At 68.4% G+C, this 14,665-nt stretch carries 13 protein-coding genes; 3 read left to right on the top strand and 10 right to left on the bottom strand.

What is annotated here, in order from left to right; translation table 11 throughout:
- Positions 1-27 precede the first annotated feature (27 nt).
- The 7 genes from A9974_RS11935 to A9974_RS11905 form a co-directional block, all read right to left on the bottom strand.
- Positions 28-1,380: an MFS transporter gene (locus tag A9974_RS11935; protein ID WP_183004304.1), complete on the bottom strand. Its 1,353-nt coding sequence runs from the start codon at positions 1,378-1,380 to the stop codon at positions 28-30.
- Positions 1,381-1,442: 62 nt separating this feature from the next.
- Entirely contained in the window at positions 1,443-2,114 is a 672-nt protein-coding gene (gene maiA / locus A9974_RS11930; protein WP_183004303.1) for a maleylacetoacetate isomerase, read from the bottom strand.
- Between the two features lie 13 nt (positions 2,115-2,127).
- A complete protein-coding gene (locus tag A9974_RS11925; protein ID WP_183004302.1) occupies positions 2,128-3,159 on the bottom strand; it encodes a fumarylacetoacetate hydrolase family protein in 1,032 nt (343 codons plus the stop codon).
- A gap of 28 nt (positions 3,160-3,187) precedes the next feature.
- Positions 3,188-4,147: an MBL fold metallo-hydrolase gene (locus tag A9974_RS11920; RefSeq protein WP_183004301.1), complete on the bottom strand. Its 960-nt coding sequence runs from the start codon at positions 4,145-4,147 to the stop codon at positions 3,188-3,190.
- Positions 4,148-4,184: 37 nt separating this feature from the next.
- The gene (locus tag A9974_RS11915) at positions 4,185-4,778 is read right to left on the bottom strand and encodes a VOC family protein (RefSeq protein ID WP_183004300.1); all 594 of its coding nucleotides are present in this window, start codon (positions 4,776-4,778) and stop codon (positions 4,185-4,187) included.
- A 17-nt stretch (positions 4,779-4,795) separates the two neighbouring features.
- Positions 4,796-5,002: a DUF2783 domain-containing protein gene (locus A9974_RS11910; protein WP_183004299.1), complete on the bottom strand. Its 207-nt coding sequence runs from the start codon at positions 5,000-5,002 to the stop codon at positions 4,796-4,798.
- Positions 4,977-6,686 carry an FAD-dependent oxidoreductase gene (locus A9974_RS11905; protein ID WP_183004298.1) on the bottom strand — a complete coding sequence of 570 codons (1,710 nt, stop codon included), beginning with the start codon at positions 6,684-6,686 and terminating at the stop codon, positions 4,977-4,979. The genes A9974_RS11910 and A9974_RS11905 overlap by 26 nt, the downstream gene beginning before the upstream one ends.
- A gap of 158 nt (positions 6,687-6,844) precedes the next feature.
- On the opposite strand from A9974_RS11905, the gene A9974_RS11900 reads away from it, so the two are divergent.
- Positions 6,845-7,654, top strand: a complete 810-nt coding sequence (locus tag A9974_RS11900; protein ID WP_183004297.1) for a helix-turn-helix transcriptional regulator — start codon at positions 6,845-6,847, stop codon at positions 7,652-7,654.
- Positions 7,655-7,665: 11 nt separating this feature from the next.
- On the opposite strand, the gene A9974_RS11895 is transcribed toward A9974_RS11900, so the two are convergent.
- Complete coding sequence (locus A9974_RS11895; RefSeq protein WP_183004296.1) at positions 7,666-8,208, bottom strand: SMI1/KNR4 family protein; 543 nt, start codon at positions 8,206-8,208, stop codon at positions 7,666-7,668.
- A gap of 193 nt (positions 8,209-8,401) precedes the next feature.
- Between A9974_RS11895 and A9974_RS11890 the strand changes: the two genes are divergently transcribed.
- On the top strand, positions 8,402-9,802 hold the full coding sequence (locus A9974_RS11890; protein ID WP_183004295.1) for an ATP-binding protein: 1,401 nt from the start codon (positions 8,402-8,404) through the stop codon (positions 9,800-9,802).
- Complete coding sequence (locus A9974_RS11885) at positions 9,799-11,337, top strand: argininosuccinate lyase (protein ID WP_183004294.1); 1,539 nt, start codon at positions 9,799-9,801, stop codon at positions 11,335-11,337. Before A9974_RS11890 ends, A9974_RS11885 begins: the two co-directional genes overlap by 4 nt.
- Here A9974_RS11885 and A9974_RS11880 read toward each other — a convergent pair.
- Positions 11,334-13,274, bottom strand: coding sequence for a WD40 repeat domain-containing protein (locus A9974_RS11880; RefSeq protein ID WP_183004293.1), 1,941 nt, complete (start codon positions 13,272-13,274; stop codon positions 11,334-11,336). The two genes, A9974_RS11885 and A9974_RS11880, sit on opposite strands and share 4 nt — an antisense overlap.
- A 169-nt stretch (positions 13,275-13,443) precedes the next feature.
- Positions 13,444-14,628, bottom strand: a complete 1,185-nt coding sequence (prpF, locus tag A9974_RS11875; RefSeq protein WP_183004292.1) for a 2-methylaconitate cis-trans isomerase PrpF — start codon at positions 14,626-14,628, stop codon at positions 13,444-13,446.
- Positions 14,629-14,665 lie beyond the last annotated feature (37 nt).

Here is a 14,665-nt window from a genome sequence, read left to right as displayed (position 1 = left end):
CCGGCGCGGGACGCCGGCGGCCCGCGGTCAGTCGGCGTGCAGCGTGACGCCGGGCTTGTCCTTGACCAGCGTGACGGCCACGAACGACACGGCGGCCATGACGACGACATAGACGCCCACCAGCCAGGATTGCCCCGTGGCGGTGATGATCGCTTGCGCGATCATGGCGGCGAAGGCGCCGCCTAGGATAGACCCCAGGGCGTAGCCGGCCGACACGCCTGAGTAGCGCACGTCGGCAGGGAACATCTCGGCATACAGGGCGGCCTGCGGCCCGTAGGTCAGGCCCAGCGGCACCGACAGCACGGCCAGCGCCAGGGTGAACAGCGCGGGGTTGCCCGATTCGATCAACGACCACATCGGAATGGCCCACAGGGCCAGCAAGGCGTAGCCGATCTGGAAGGTGCGCACGCGGCCGATGCGGTCGCCCAGCCAGCCGCCCAGCAAGGTGGTGCCCAGCCAGCAGGCGGCGGCCAGCGTACAGATCATCAGCACCTGTTGCGCCGGCATGTGCAGCGCGCGGCTGCCGTAGCTGATGAAAAAGCCCACCAGCAGGTAGCCAGCGGTGCTGTTGCCCACGAAGATCAGCGTGGTCAGCGCGATCTGCTTGGGGTGCTTGCGCAGCAGCGTGCCCAGCGGCGCCGACGAATGGCTGCGGCGCGATTGCATTTGCAGGAAAACCGGCGATTCCTCGACCGCGCGGCGGATGAAGACGCCGACGACGATCAGCGCGATCGACAGCAGGAACGAGATGCGCCAGCCCCAGGCCATGAAGCTGTCGGGGCCCACCAGGGCGGTGATGCACCACAGCGCGCCCGTCGCGACGATCATGCCCAGCGGCACGCCGATCTGCGGAAACGCGCCGAACAGGGACCGCCGGTTCACGGGCGCATGCTCGACCGCCATGAGGGCCGCGCCACCCCATTCGCCGCCGGCCGAAAACCCCTGCAGCACGCGCAGGCCAACCAGGATGATGGGCGCCCACAGTCCGATCTGGGCATAGGTCGGGAGCACACCGATCAGGGCGGTGGAGACGCCCATGAGGATCAGCGTGGCTGCCAGCACGCGCTTGCGGCCGTAGCGGTCGCCCAGGTGGCCGCAGACGATGGCGCCCAGCGGCCGGAACAGGAAGGCCACGCCGACGGTGGCGAAGGACAGGATCAGCGACAGTTCGGGGTTCTCCCGGGCGAAGGGCGCGAAGAACAGGCCGCCCAGCACCAGGCCGGCGGCCTGGACGTAGATGAAGTAGTCATACCACTCGATGGCCGAGCCGACGAGCGTGGCCGCGAGCACCTTGCGGTCATCGGCGCTGACCAGCGGGGCCGATACGTGACGATCAAGGGCGGGCGCAACCGCGCCCTGTCCGGAAAGGTCTGTCTGCATGCATGTCTCCTTGGGGGCGCGGGCGGGGCCGCAGTTCTTTTGTATCGATTGGGGCCGGCCGCTCAGGCGGCGGCTTCGGCGGGACGCGGGGCATCGGGTTGGTTTTCGGGGCGCGCCGCGTCAAAGGCCGGCAGCGCCTCGCAGGCCTGGACGATGGCGCGCACGCGGCCGAACGGCGTCAGGTCGACGCCATAGCGCCGCGCGTTGTAGACCTGCGGCACCAGGCAGCATTCCACCAACGACGGCGCGGCGCCCACCGCATAGCCGCTGGCGGACGGCGCCAGCGCCGCCTCGAAGGCGCGAAAACCGTCTTCGCACCAATGCCGGTACCACGCTTGCACCTGCGCGTCGTCGGCGCCGAACTGCGCCCGCAGGCGACTGAGCGTGCGCAGGTTGTTCAGGGGATGCACCTCGCAGGCGATCAACTGCGCCAGGGCGCGGACCTGCGCGCGGCTGGCGGGGTCGGCCGGCAGCAGCGCGGGTTCGGGGTAGCGCGCATCCAGGTATTCGATGATTGCCAGCGATTGCTGCAGGCGCAGGCCATCGACTTCCAGCATGGGAACCAGGCCGAACGGCGCAATGCTGCGGTAGGCGGGTTGCAGATGTTCGCCGCGCGCCATGTGCCAGGGCACCTGCTGGTAAGGCAGGCGCTTGAGGGCCAGGGCGATGCGGACCCGGTAGGCGGCGGAGCTGCGCCAGTAGCTGTGCAGCGTCAATGATGCCGTGTCGGCCATGGTGGCGTCCCCTTCAGGCGGTGACGGCTTGCGGAGCCGGCGCCGCGGCGGTCTTGGGCAGGGGCCGGGTGCCGGGGATCTGGACCTGCTGGTCGATATCGCCGAACAGGCTGTTGCCGGCGTCGTCGCGCATGGCGATGCGCACGCGGTCGCCGTGCTTGAGGAACGGCGTACGCATCTGCCCGTCGCGCAGCTGTTCCCGCACGCGGGCTTCGACCAGGCAGCACACGCCCACGGCGTCGCTGGCGTTCGAGATCGTGCCGCTGCCTAGCAGCGTGCCGGCGCCCAGGCGGCGGGTGCGCGCGGCGTGGGCGATGAGCTCGCCGAAGTTGAACTGCATTTCCTCGCCGGCCTGGGGCTGGCCGATCAGCGTGCCGTTCAACCACACCTGCATCGGGCGGTGCAGCTTGCCGTCGCGCCAGTAGGGCGCGAGTTCGTCGGGGGTGACCAGCACGGGCGACAACGCCGAGGCGGGCTTGCCTTGCAGGAAGCCGAAGCCCTTGCTCAGCTCGGGCAGCACGACGTTGCGCAGCGTGACATCGTTGACCAGCCCCAGCAGCACGACGTGGTCCAGCGCCTTGCGGGCGTCCACGCCCAGCGGCACGTCGTCGGTGACCACCACGATCTCGGCCTCCAGGTCGACGCCGAGGTCTTCGCTGGCGGCGGTGATGGGATCGCAGGGCCCCATGAAGTCGTCGGAGGCCCCTTGGTACATCAGGGGATCGGTGTGGAACGACGGCGGCATTTCGCCGCCGCGGGCGCGCCGGGTCAGGTCGACGTGATTGAGATAGGCCGAGGCGTCCAGCCATTGGTAGGCGCGCGGCAGGGGCGCGGCACATTGCGTCGCGTCAAAGGGCAGGCCCGCGCCGCCGGCCTGCAGGTCGGCGTATTCCGCCTGCAGGCGCGGGGCGCAGCGGGCCCAATCGTCCAGGGCTTGCTGCAAAGTGGCGGCGATGTGAGGCACGGCGCGCATACGGGTCAGCGCGCGGTTGACGACGACCAGCTGGCCGTCGCGGGTGCCGGGGTTCAGGGTGGCGAGTTTCATGTCCGGGGATTCCGTCGTTGGGAGGGTGTCAGGCGGTCAGTTCGGCCCACATCTCGCGGTCGCGTTGGGCGGTCCAGACGCGCGGATCGGTGATGCCGCTGGCTTCGTCGAAAGCGCGCGAGATGTCGAAGGGGATGGCGTGTTCGTAGATGACGACGTGGCCGAATTCCGGATCCATCACGCGGCGGGTGTCTTCGTAGACCTGCTTCAGGCCCTTGCCTTCGCTGACGCCCTGGCGGGCGCAGCCGTATAGCGTCTGCACCCAGTGGCGGGTGTAGCCGATGGCCTCGCGGCAGGCGTCGGGGCTGGTCAGGGCGGGCCCACGGCCGGGCACCATCTGCCGGGGTTGCAGCGCTTGCAGGGCATCGAGGGTGGCGGGCCAGTCGCTCAGGTAGGCGTCGCCGGTGTAGACGCCGGCATTGAATTCGACCAGGTCGCCCGCGAAACAGATGCCCTGCGACGGCAGCCACACGATCGAGTCGCCCCGCGTGTGGCCGGCGCCCAGATGCATCATGCGCACTTCCAGCTTGCCCAGGTGCACCGTCAGTTCGCGCTCGAACACCACGGTGGGCCAGGTCAGCCCGGGTATGCCTTCGGCGGATTGGAACAGCCGGGGAAAGCGGCCGATCTCGGAATCCATGTCGGCCTGGCCGCGTTCGGCGATCAGTTCGTAGGTGCCCTGGCTGGCGAAGGTATTGACGGCGCCTTCGGCGGCGAAGGCGGACGCGCCCAGCACGCGCACGGCGTGGTAGTGGGTCAGGGCCACGTGGCGGATGGGCTTGTCGGTGACGCCCCGAATGGCGCGGATCAGGTTCTGCGCCATTGCGGGCGTGGCGGTGGCATCGACCACCATTACGCTGTCGTCGCCGATGATGACGCCGGAGTTCGGGTCGCCGTCGGCGATGTAAGCGTAGGCGTTTTCGGACAGACGTACGAAGGAGGTCTTCTTCTCGGCGACGTCGGCCTGGGAGGCGAAAGGTTTGTTCATCGTGGTCCTTGTCGGTCAGGGATAGGGGATGGCCGGGTCAACCGGGTTGCGTCTGGCGGGCCTGGCTGCTGGTGCCGGTGGCGCCGGGGCGCAGGCCGGCGGCCTTATCGCGGGTCCAGTCGGCCAGGTCGTCGTGGGCGCTGCGCCGCTTCTTGGCCACGTAGTCGGGCACGGGCAGGCGAGTCGTCAGTTCCAGCCGGATGCCGTTGGGGTCGAAGAAATAGAGCGAGCGGATGAAGTGATGGTCGGTCGGACCGACGACTTGCACGCCGTGCGCCAGCAGGCGCTGGCGCATCCGTTCCAGTCCGGCCTCGCCGCGGATTTCCATGGCGAAGTGGTTGACCCAGCGCGGCGTGGCGGGATCCGGCTGGCTCACCGCGTTGTCACCCAGGTCGAAGAAGGCGATGTGCGAGTGGTCGGCGAACTCGAAGAACAGGTGCACGAAGGGGCAGTGCTCGCCGGTGGACGGCACCCGTTCTTCCTTGACCACGTGCACCAGCGGCAGGCCAAGGATGTCTTCGTAAAAATGCCGGGTCTCTTCGGCGTCGCGGCAACGCCAGGCGAAGTGGTGCAGGCCCTGGATGGGCGGGCAGGCCGCGTCCGGTTGGTCGATATCGGTGGAATGCGTCATGACGCGGTCTCCGTGGGTCAGGGAATGTGCAGCGCGGGCGGTCCGCCGCGCGCCGCGAGAAGTTCGTCGACGGCGGCCTGCACGCGGGCCGCGTCGTCCACGGCTTCGATGAGCAGCAGCGATAGCCGGGCCAGGCTGTCGCGCTGGTCCGCGGGGTCGGGCTGGTCGGTCAAGGCGATCAGGCGTTCAAGCAGGTCGTCAAGCTGTTGCTGGGATGGCGGCATGGCGGGCTCCGGTGGCGTGCAAGCGGCGGCGGGACTCGGGGATGGGGGCATGGGCGGCGGCGCAGGGCGCGCCTAGCGCCGTGTCGACCCACAGGGCGGCCTCGGCGGGGTTGAGTGCGTGCGGGTCATGGGTCGCCATGACGTGCTGGTCGGGACGCACCAGCCAGGTTTCTCCGGCCAGGGTCACGCCCAGCTGATGCGCCAGGGCGGCGCGGCCGCGCGCATCGCAGAGCGGCCCGACCGCGACCCACCGCAACAAGGGATCGGCATCGGTGGCGTCTGGCGCATCCGGGGGCAGGGCATCGGCAAAGACCAGCACCGTGAACCAGGCGCCGAGCAGGCCGTGCAGCGACAGGCCGTCTTCCTGGCGCAGCACGATGTTCGGCAGTGCCCGGCCATGCTGGGCCTGCGCGCCGCGGACCAGCGGCGATGGCGGATACACCGCCGGCATGCACAGCCGGCCGGTGTTGATCATGCGGGCCGGGACCTCGTGCCGCGGCGCCAGCGCGATGATGGCGTCGCGCCAGACCGTGGCGGAGCGGGCCGGGCCCGGATGGACAAAGCGCGACGAGCGCCGCGCCTGGCGGATGTTCTCCATGGCCGCGTGCTTGCGCTCGGCGCTGTAGCTGTCCAGCAGCGGCTCGCCGGCGCGCCCTTGCAGCAGCAGCGCCAGCTTCCAGCCGAGGTTGTCCGCGTCCTGGATGCCGCCATTGCCGCCGCGCGCCCCAAAGGGCGCCACCAGATGGGCCGAGTCGCCGGCGAACAGCACGCGGCCGTGACGCAGGCTGTCCAGGCATTCGTGGCGGTAGGCCCAGACACCGTGCCAGGCGATGTCGAAGTCCACCCGTTCGCCCAGCAGGTCCCAGACGCGCTGGCGCATGGCGGCATCGGTGGCGGCGGCCTCGGCGTCTTCGTCCGGGCGCAGCTGGAAGTCCAGCCGCCAGGTGTCGTCGGCCATCTTGTGGCGCCACACCGCGCGCCCGTGGTTGCTGCGGGCGTCCAGCCAGGTCCAGCGCTCTTCGGGCCAGGCCGAGCCGCGCAGGACGATGTCGATGATGATCCAGCGGTCTTCGGTGCGGTCGTAGACGCGCGGGGCCAGGCCCAGCATGCCGCGCACCGCGCTGTGGGCGCCATCGCACGCCACGACCCACTGGGCGCGGGTGGCATACATGCCATCGGGCGTCTGCACGCGCAGCATGGCGGGGGCGTCTGCACAGGGCTCGATGCCGACGACGGCGTTCAGCCAGCGCAGGTCGGCCAGCGGCTCGCGCTGCAACGCGTCGACCAGGAAGGCTTCCAGATAGTATTGCTGCAGGTTCACGAAGCCGTTGTGGCGCATGTCGGGCTGATCCTGCAGCGTGAACGACGCCACCGCCATGTCGCGGCACAACACGCGCCCGACATTCCAGCGCACGCCCTTTTCCACGACGGCATCGGCCATGCCCAACCGGTCGAAGATATCCAGCGTGCGCTGGGCCCAGACCATGCCACGCGAGGCCAGCCCGCGCACCCCAACCGTGTTGTCGTCGTCCAGCACCACCACGGGAATGCCGCGGCGCACCAGATCCAGGGCCAGCGTCAGGCCGCTCAAGCCGGCGCCCACGATGGCCACCGGGTGCGGGTCGGGACGCGGGCGATCCATCTCGCCGGGCCTGAGGTATGGGTAGAGGGGAAGCTCTGTCATCGTTTTCCCTAGTGCTTTGTGAGGTGCCTGGGTTTGTCTCTGGCACACACTCTAGAAGCGCGGGAAAGTCCCGTCATGTCCTCACGGAAGAGGACACGCGCAACGCCAGGGTTGACCGTAGAATCGGGAAAAACACGTCCGAACGAGGACCCAGAACCATGGAAGAGACAAGCACGCCGCTGGCTGCGGCCGGGGGGGCGGACCAATGGGCGGCGTCCGCCGTGATGGACCTGGGCGGCCCGATGTTCCACGCTGCGTTGTTGCTGGCGCTGCGCGAAACCGTGGCTGCCGATCACGTGGCCCATGTGTTCTACGGGCACGACGGCTCGGTGCAGTATTCGTCGGCCGCCAGCCTGCTGAACCAGTCCCTGATCGAATGGACCACCAATGTCTACGTCGACGACCAGTTCTACCGTCGCGATCCCAATTACGCCTTGCTGCGCGATTTGGCCTGTCGGCCCGAGGGGCAGCCGGACCTGATCATCCAGACCCCGGCTCCCGCCCACATCATGGATGCCGAGTACCGCCGCCTGCTGTTTGAGCGGCCGGGCTTTGCCAGCAAGATTTCACTGATCGGCGCGCGCAGCGAAGGCATCAGCTACCTGAACCTGTATTTCTCGCGCACCCATTCGGCCGACGTGACGGACCTGATGCGCGGACGCGCGCCGTTGCTGATCGCGTTGGCGCGGCGTCATCACCAGCTGTGCCGGCGCGACGCGGCGCCGACGCCCGTGGCAGCCTGGCCGGCGGGTTTGTCGTGGCGCGAGATCCAGGTGGCGAACCTGCTGCGCCAAGGTCACACGGCCAAGGAAGTGGGCCGCGCGCTGGGCCTGTCGCCCACCACGGTGGTGACATACAAGAACCGCATCTTCAAGAAGAGCAAGGTCGCCAGCCTGAAGGAATTCCTGGTCAAGGCGCCTTCGGGGGAACCGGCTGCGCAGGCGGCCGGACTTGCCGGCAACGCCTGAGCCGCAGAGCGTCACGCCATCTTCGCGTACATCCGGATCAAATCGTCGAACGACGCGGCGACGGGCATGAACCAGCCGTCGTCGATGAAGCCGTCGATCAGGGCGTCCACGTCCTGGCCGCGGATATCCAGGTCTTCGTAGATCGAGGTCATCTCGCCGTCGGTGTACATGATGCGCCCCAGGTGCTTGCCCTGGCTGATTTCAACGTAGGTGCAGAAGTCGCCGCCCAATCCCAGCACGGGGGCGAAGGGCAGAAAGGCCGGGTTGTGAAAGCGCATCTTCGGGGTCAACAGCGCCAGATCCAGGTGAGGGCTGCCGTTGCCGATACCGAAAAAGGTGTTCATGTCCGCCAGTGCAGGCGAGACCCCGGCCCGGTGGGCCTCGTCGAAATCGAAACCGAAACGCAGGCCGTTGCTGCGCGCCAGGAACGCCTTGTAGCTGTCGGAAAGACGCGTGTTCCAGGTTTGCTCGTAGGCCTGGATCGCGGCGCTGTCGGCGCCAGGAAACGATTGCAGGATCTTGCCCGAACGCAGGAATTGCTCTAGCGGTTCCATGGCGTGGGGTCCTTTCGAGGTTGGCGTGGGGGGCCCACCGGGCAGAAGGCGGGAAGGCAACGCCAGAATAGCGCGCCTTGTGGGTCACCGGTGTTTCACGATTTTTCACAAATCCCCCACAAATGGCGGCGGATCGGGATCGGGCTTTGTCCCTATGATCCCAAGCCGCCGGCTGTCGGCGCCAGGGCCTTCAATGTTCAAATTCTTCGTTCGCTTTTTTATCGTGGTCGTGATCAGCCTGTGCCTGGCGTACCAACTGGTGGACAAGGGCCTGGGCAAGCTGTTCAAGCCGACGGTGGACGAGATTGCCTACCAATCCTTGCGCGGTCAGCTCTACGAGCTGCATCAGCGGCTGGATGCCGTGGCCCCGGCGCAGCGCGAGACGGTGATGCGGGAGCAGATCACGCCACATTACGGTTTGGGGCTGCGGCTGTTGCGCGGGGATCAGGTCAAGCTGACCGCGGGCGAACCCAAGCAGCTGGAATACCAGGGCTTCGTGATGCGCGACGAATACAACACGCACCTGGCCCCGCTGCCGGGCGAACCCGCGCAATGGCTGGAACTGCGCCTGCCGGGCGAGGGCGTGGTCGATACTGTGCTGACCTGGAGCCTATGGACCTTCCTGACGGTGATGGTGGGCGTGGGCCTGCTGGCCTTCTGGGCCTTGCCGATGTGGCGCGACATGGACCGGCTGCGCAATGCCGCCGTGCGGATGGGCCAGGGTGAGCTGGGCATGCGGGTGCAACTGTCGGGCATCACGGGTGTGCGCCATGTGGGGGAAAGCTTCAACTACATGGCCGGGCGCATTGCCGCGCTGATCGAGAATCAGCGCAGCCTGACCAATGCGGTGTCGCACGAGCTGCGCACGCCCTTGGCGCGGCTGTCGTTCGAGGTGGACCTGCTGGACCGCAGCGGTCTGCCGCCGCAGCACGCCCGCGTGCTGCGGGACATGCGCGCGGACATCTCCGAACTGGAAAGCATGGTGGCCGAGCTGCTGGTGTATGCGCGGCTGGAACGTCCCACCGACGAGACCGTCCAGCAAGAGACGGTGGACACGCGCGATTGGCTGGGCGAGGCGTTGGCGCAGGTGGCGCACCAGGCCGACGCGCGCAACGTGCGCTGCGTGGTCGCGGACGGCCATCCGCCGCACGTGGACCTGAATCCGCGCTACATGAGCCGGGCGCTCTTGAATCTGGTGCAGAACGCGGTGCGTTATGCGCGCGGCCGGATCGATATCGCGCTGACGCGCTGCCCGCAGGGGGGCTTCGAGCTGATTGTGGATGACGACGGGCCGGGCATTCCGGCGGCGGACCGGAACCGGATCTTCGAGCCGTTCATCCGCCTGGATGAAAGCCGCGACCGCGGCACGGGCGGCGCGGGGCTGGGCCTGGCCATCGTGCAGCGCGTGGCGGCCAGTCATCAGGGCACGATTCAGGTGCTGGACAGCCCGCTGGGGGGGGCACGGTTTGTGTTGCGCTGGGCGGCGCGCGCAGGGCGGCAGGAGTCATTGCATTTTCGCGCAGGTCCGAGCAAAAATGGCGCTAGGCGCGCGGACAGCTCCGCGACCGACTCCCCTAGAACGAGAACGCCATGAGACATTTCCTGCCCGCCCTGGGCGCAGCCCTTGTTGTTTCCCTTGCAGGCCAAGCCGCCTCGGCCCAGCAGGCGCCCGCCGCGCCCGCCGCCGCCAAGCCGCCCGCGCATGATCCCTTCTTCTGGCTGGGCGAGATCAACAAGGCCACGGCCGTCATCAATACCGACGAAGGGCTGCTGGACAAGTCCATGGCGCCGCGCCTGGCGGCCGGCGTGGCCAAGGTGATCAACGACGGCAACCAGCCCGGCGCCAAGCGCCCGGCCAGTGTCATCACGTTCGAGCCGCTGCTGATCAAGGCCGCGGGCGAAGACGTGACGCTGCTGCACGCGGGCCGCTCCAGCCAGGACATGCACGCGACCTACCGCAGCGCGATCCTGCGCGACAAGCTGCTGGAACTGGCCGACCAATTGAACGCCACGTCGACCACGCTGGTGGAACTGGCGGCCAAGCACGCCGGCACCATCGTGCCGAACTACACCAACGGCGTGGCGGCGCAGCCCAACAGCTACGGCCACTATCTGCTGGGTCAGGCGGCAGGCCTTGCGCGCGATGCCCAGCGCATCCGCGAGGCCTATGTGCGCATCGACCGTTCGCCCATGGGCACTACGGTGCTGAACGGCACCAGCTGGCCGCTTGACCGCAAACGCATGGCGCAATACCTGGGCTTCACGGCGCTGGTGGACAACGCCTATGACGCGTCGCAGATTTCGTCGATGGACCAGCCGGTGGAAGTGGCGTCCATCGTGACCAGCATCGCGCTGCGCACCGGCAATTTCGTCGAAGACGTGATGACGCAGTACGCGCAATCGCGTCCGTGGATCCTGCTGGAAGAAGGCGGCGGCAATACCTATGTGTCCAGCGCCATGCCGCAGAAGCGCAACCCGGGCCTGCTCAACGACACGCGCAGCGATGCGTCGACGGCGGTGACGCTGGCGATGGGACCGGTGATCCAGACGCACAACATCACGCCGGGCATGAGCGATCCCAAGGACGTGAAGCAGAATTCCGCAATGGTGGACAGCGGCATCTCGGCGCTCAAGCGCTGGGACCGCGTGCTCAAGGCCATGGTGATCAGCCCGGACCGCGCGCTGGAAGAACTGAACAGCGACTGGACCGCGTCGCAGGAGCTGGCCGACGTGCTGATGCGCAAGTACAAGCTGCCGTTCCGCGACGGCCATCACTTCGCCTCGGAAGTCGTGACCTACGCCAAGACCAACAACATCAAGCCGCTGGACTTCCCGTACGATCAGGCGCGCCGCATCTATGCCGACGCGATGAAGGGTTCGAAGTATCCGAACGAACTGCCGATGAGCGAAGCCGAGTTCCGCTCGACGCTGGACCCGGTGGCCATTGTGAAGAACCGCGCCACCATCGGTGGCCCGCAGCCGGCCGAGATGGACCGCATGATCAAGGAAGCGCGCGAGCAGCTGGCGTCGCAGGACAAGTGGATCAAGGAACGCCGCGCCCATATCGCCGATTCGCTGGCCAGCCTGGACAAGGCATTTGACGCGCTGGTGGCGAGCGCGCCGCGTTAGCGGCATTCCATCGAATAGCCGCAGCGCAACTGGTCGGGAATGTCCTGGCCTTGCGCGGCGTCGCGCAGGCCCGCCGGCACGTCCCAGGCGATGAGCTGGGTGGCGCCGTTGTTGCCGACGGGGCGGGCGTAGATCCAGAGCGTGTCGCCTTTCCAGGAAAACGCCATGGCGCTGACGCTGGTCTCCTTGGGCGCGCGCAGGTTGAGCAGCAGCTTGTTCTCGGCCATATCCAGCACCACCACCGTGTTGTCCGCGCCGCTGACCGCGAGCAGGCGGCCGTGCGCGCTGCGCGCGGCGCTGGACGTGTAATAGACGGCCGGCGTTTCCAGGTCGAAGCGGGCCTGGCCGGTGGCCAGGTCAATGGCGCGCAGGCGCCGCCCGTCGGGCGTTTCGGCAATGGCCAGCGCCCAGTTGGCGCGGTGGCTGCCGAAAAAGAGCTTGTTGCTGCGGGTCTTGAAGCTAGCGGTCACACGCGCCGTGGCTGGGTCGATGCCGTAGCCATCGCGGTCGGTCGCCCAGAACAGGCCGTCGCCGAACTGGATGGCGTCGCCGTAGAGCCAGGGCATGGCGTTTTCGAGTGTGTCGCTGGCCTTGCGGCGCAGCGAGGCGTCCCAGTGGCGCTGGGTCCAGCGGCCTTGGGGCGTCACGGTGAAGAAAGTGTCGCCCACGCGCAGGGCCACGCCGCCGCGGGCAGGCAGGGTCCAGTCGTCGATGCGGCGATCCGGCATCGAGGCGTCCAGCGCGACGACGGCGGCCTGGCGCTGGCCGGGCCGCCAGTTCAGCAGTTGCCGCGCGCCGTCTTCGCGCATGCCTTGCGCCCACACCTGACCGTCCGCGCCGACCTTGAGCGGGCCGCTGATGCCGAAGCCGGCCGGGCCGCCCTGGCGGTCGATCGCGTTGGCCGCAGCGTCCGGGGCTGCGCGGTTGGCGGATGAGGAATCCGCGCCGGCCGGCGGCACGGCGGGCGTAAAGGGCCTGGCGCGCGGCACGTAGCGATGCAAGGCGCTGCCGGATGCCAGCAGGCTGCCGTCGGGCAGCGCTACCAGCCGCCAATTGTCGTTGTCGTAGCGGCGCACGTCGGATTCATCGGCGGGCAGGCTGGCACCCTGCAACGTGGTTTCGGGCAGCGTGGCGAGAGCGGCGGCGGGAGCCGGGACAGCGGCGGCCCGGTCCCGCGCATAGGCGTCGAAATAGGCCTGCATGACCCGGTCGGCGTCGGTCGGGGGCAGGGCTTGCAGGCGTTGCGTCAGGCTGGCGACGTAGCGGTCCAGCGCGGGGTCGGCGTGCTCTTCCGTCTTGGCGTTGCGTTCGATGTGCGGATCGGGAAAGCAGGCCACGCCGACCATGCAGCTGGTCATGCGGAAATGCCGGGTGACGGTGGTGGCGGCGCCGCCATACCAGACCAGGGTGAGCGGCGCGCGGCCGGTCAGGGCCGATACGTCCATGACGGTCCCGTAGTCGACCTGTGTGCGGCTGGACTTTTCGCGTTGGCGCTCGAACGACCAGCGCGGCACCGGCTGCGAGAAGAACGGCAGGGACTTGATGGCCTCGTTGGCGTACTCGGGCTGGCGGGCGATGGCTGCGCGAAAGGCGTCGCGTTCGCCGGCGATGATGGCGCCGGCCGCCAGGGCCTGGTCCAGGACCGGATCGGCATTGTGGCTGGCCTGGCTGTCCAGCGCCCGCTTTACGTCGGGCAGATGGCTGGCGGCGACTTGCGCCCAGTAAAACTCCATGGCCGACACGGGGGCGGTGTCGTCGCGCGGCTGAAAGCCGCCCAGGCCCGGGCCGGACAGGCCCTTTTCAAGGTCGGCCCGCACGGCCGCGTACGGTTGCGCAATCAGGTAGTAGCGGCCGTGGACGTAGGTGGCGCCCGGCGCTGGGGCCATCAGGATGGTGGTGGATTGCGCGGCGGCACCGGCGGATGCGAGCAGCGTCACGCCGATCAGTCCGGTCTGGATCCCGTGGAGGGCGCGGAGGACGCCGAGGCATGCCATGAAAAATTCCGTCGGTGGGAGCATTGCGCCAGAGAATACCGCAGGGCGCCTGCCGACGGGGATATCTCGCGTCGCCCGCCGCTAGCGGCTTGCAGGCAACGCGCCAACAGACTTAGAACCCTGTTCGCGGCACGTGTACGCGGCCTTCCATCAGCACACGCGCGCTGCGGCTCATGATGGCCTTGGTGACGGTCCATTCGCCGTCGACCAATTGGGCCTCGGCGCCCACGCGCAGGGTGCCCGACGGGTGACCGAAGCAGACCTGGTCGCGCTGGCCGCCGCCAGCGGCCAGGTTGACCAGCGTGCCGGGCACGGCGGCGGCGGTGGCGATGGCGACCGACGCGGTGCCCATCATGGCGTGGTGCAGCTTGCCCATGGACAGCGCGCGCACCAGCACGTCGATGTCGCCCGCGCCGATCTGCTTGCCGCTGGACGCGGTGTAGGCCTTGGGGCCGGCGACGAAGGCGACCTTGGGCGTGTGTTGGCGGGCGGCGGCTTCTTCCAGGTTCTTGATCAGGCCCATGCGCAGCGCGCCGTGCGCGCGGATGGTTTCAAAGCGGGCCAGCGCGGCGGCGTCGCCGTTGATGTCGTCCTGCAGCTCGGCGCCGGTGTAGCCCAGCGCGTCGGCGTTCAGGAAGATGGTGGGGATGCCGGAATTGATCATGGTGGCCTTGAAGGTGCCCACGCCGGGCACTTCCAGGTCGTCCACCAGATTGCCGGTGGGGAACATCGAGCCGCCGTCGCCTTCTTCGGCCGGGTTCATGAATTCCAGCTGCAGCTCGGCGGCGGGGAAGGTCACGCCGTCCAGTTCGAAGTCGCCGGTTTCCTGCACGGCGCCGTCTGTGATGGGCACATGGGCGATGATGGTTTTCTGGATGTTGGCCTGCCAGATGCGCACCACGGCGATGCCGTTGTGCGGCACGCGGGCCGGATCGATCAGGCCGTTGGTGATGGCGAAGGGGCCAACCGCGGCGGACAGGTTGCCGCAGTTGCCGCTCCAGTCCACGAACGCCTGGTCGATGGAGACCTGGCCGAACAGGTAGTCCACGTCGTGATCCGGGCGAGTGCTCTTGCCGACGATGACCGTCTTGCTGGTGCTGGAGGTGGCCGCGCCCATGCCGTCGATCTGCTTGCCGTAGGGATCGGGGCTGCCGATGACGCGCATCAGCAGCGCATCGCGGGCCGGGCCCGGCACGCGGGCGGATTCGGGCAGTTCGTCCAGCTTGAAGAACACGCCTTTGCTGGTGCCGCCGCGCATGTAGGTGGCGGGGATCTTGATCTGGGGTGCGTGGGCCATGGGGCAGTCCTGATGTCTTGAACGTGGGCGGCGGGCG

It is taken from the genome of Achromobacter sp. UMC71, assembly GCF_014170305.1.
Classification (GTDB): domain Bacteria; phylum Pseudomonadota; class Gammaproteobacteria; order Burkholderiales; family Burkholderiaceae_B; genus Achromobacter.
This window is presented reverse-complemented; position numbering and strand designations above follow the sequence as displayed.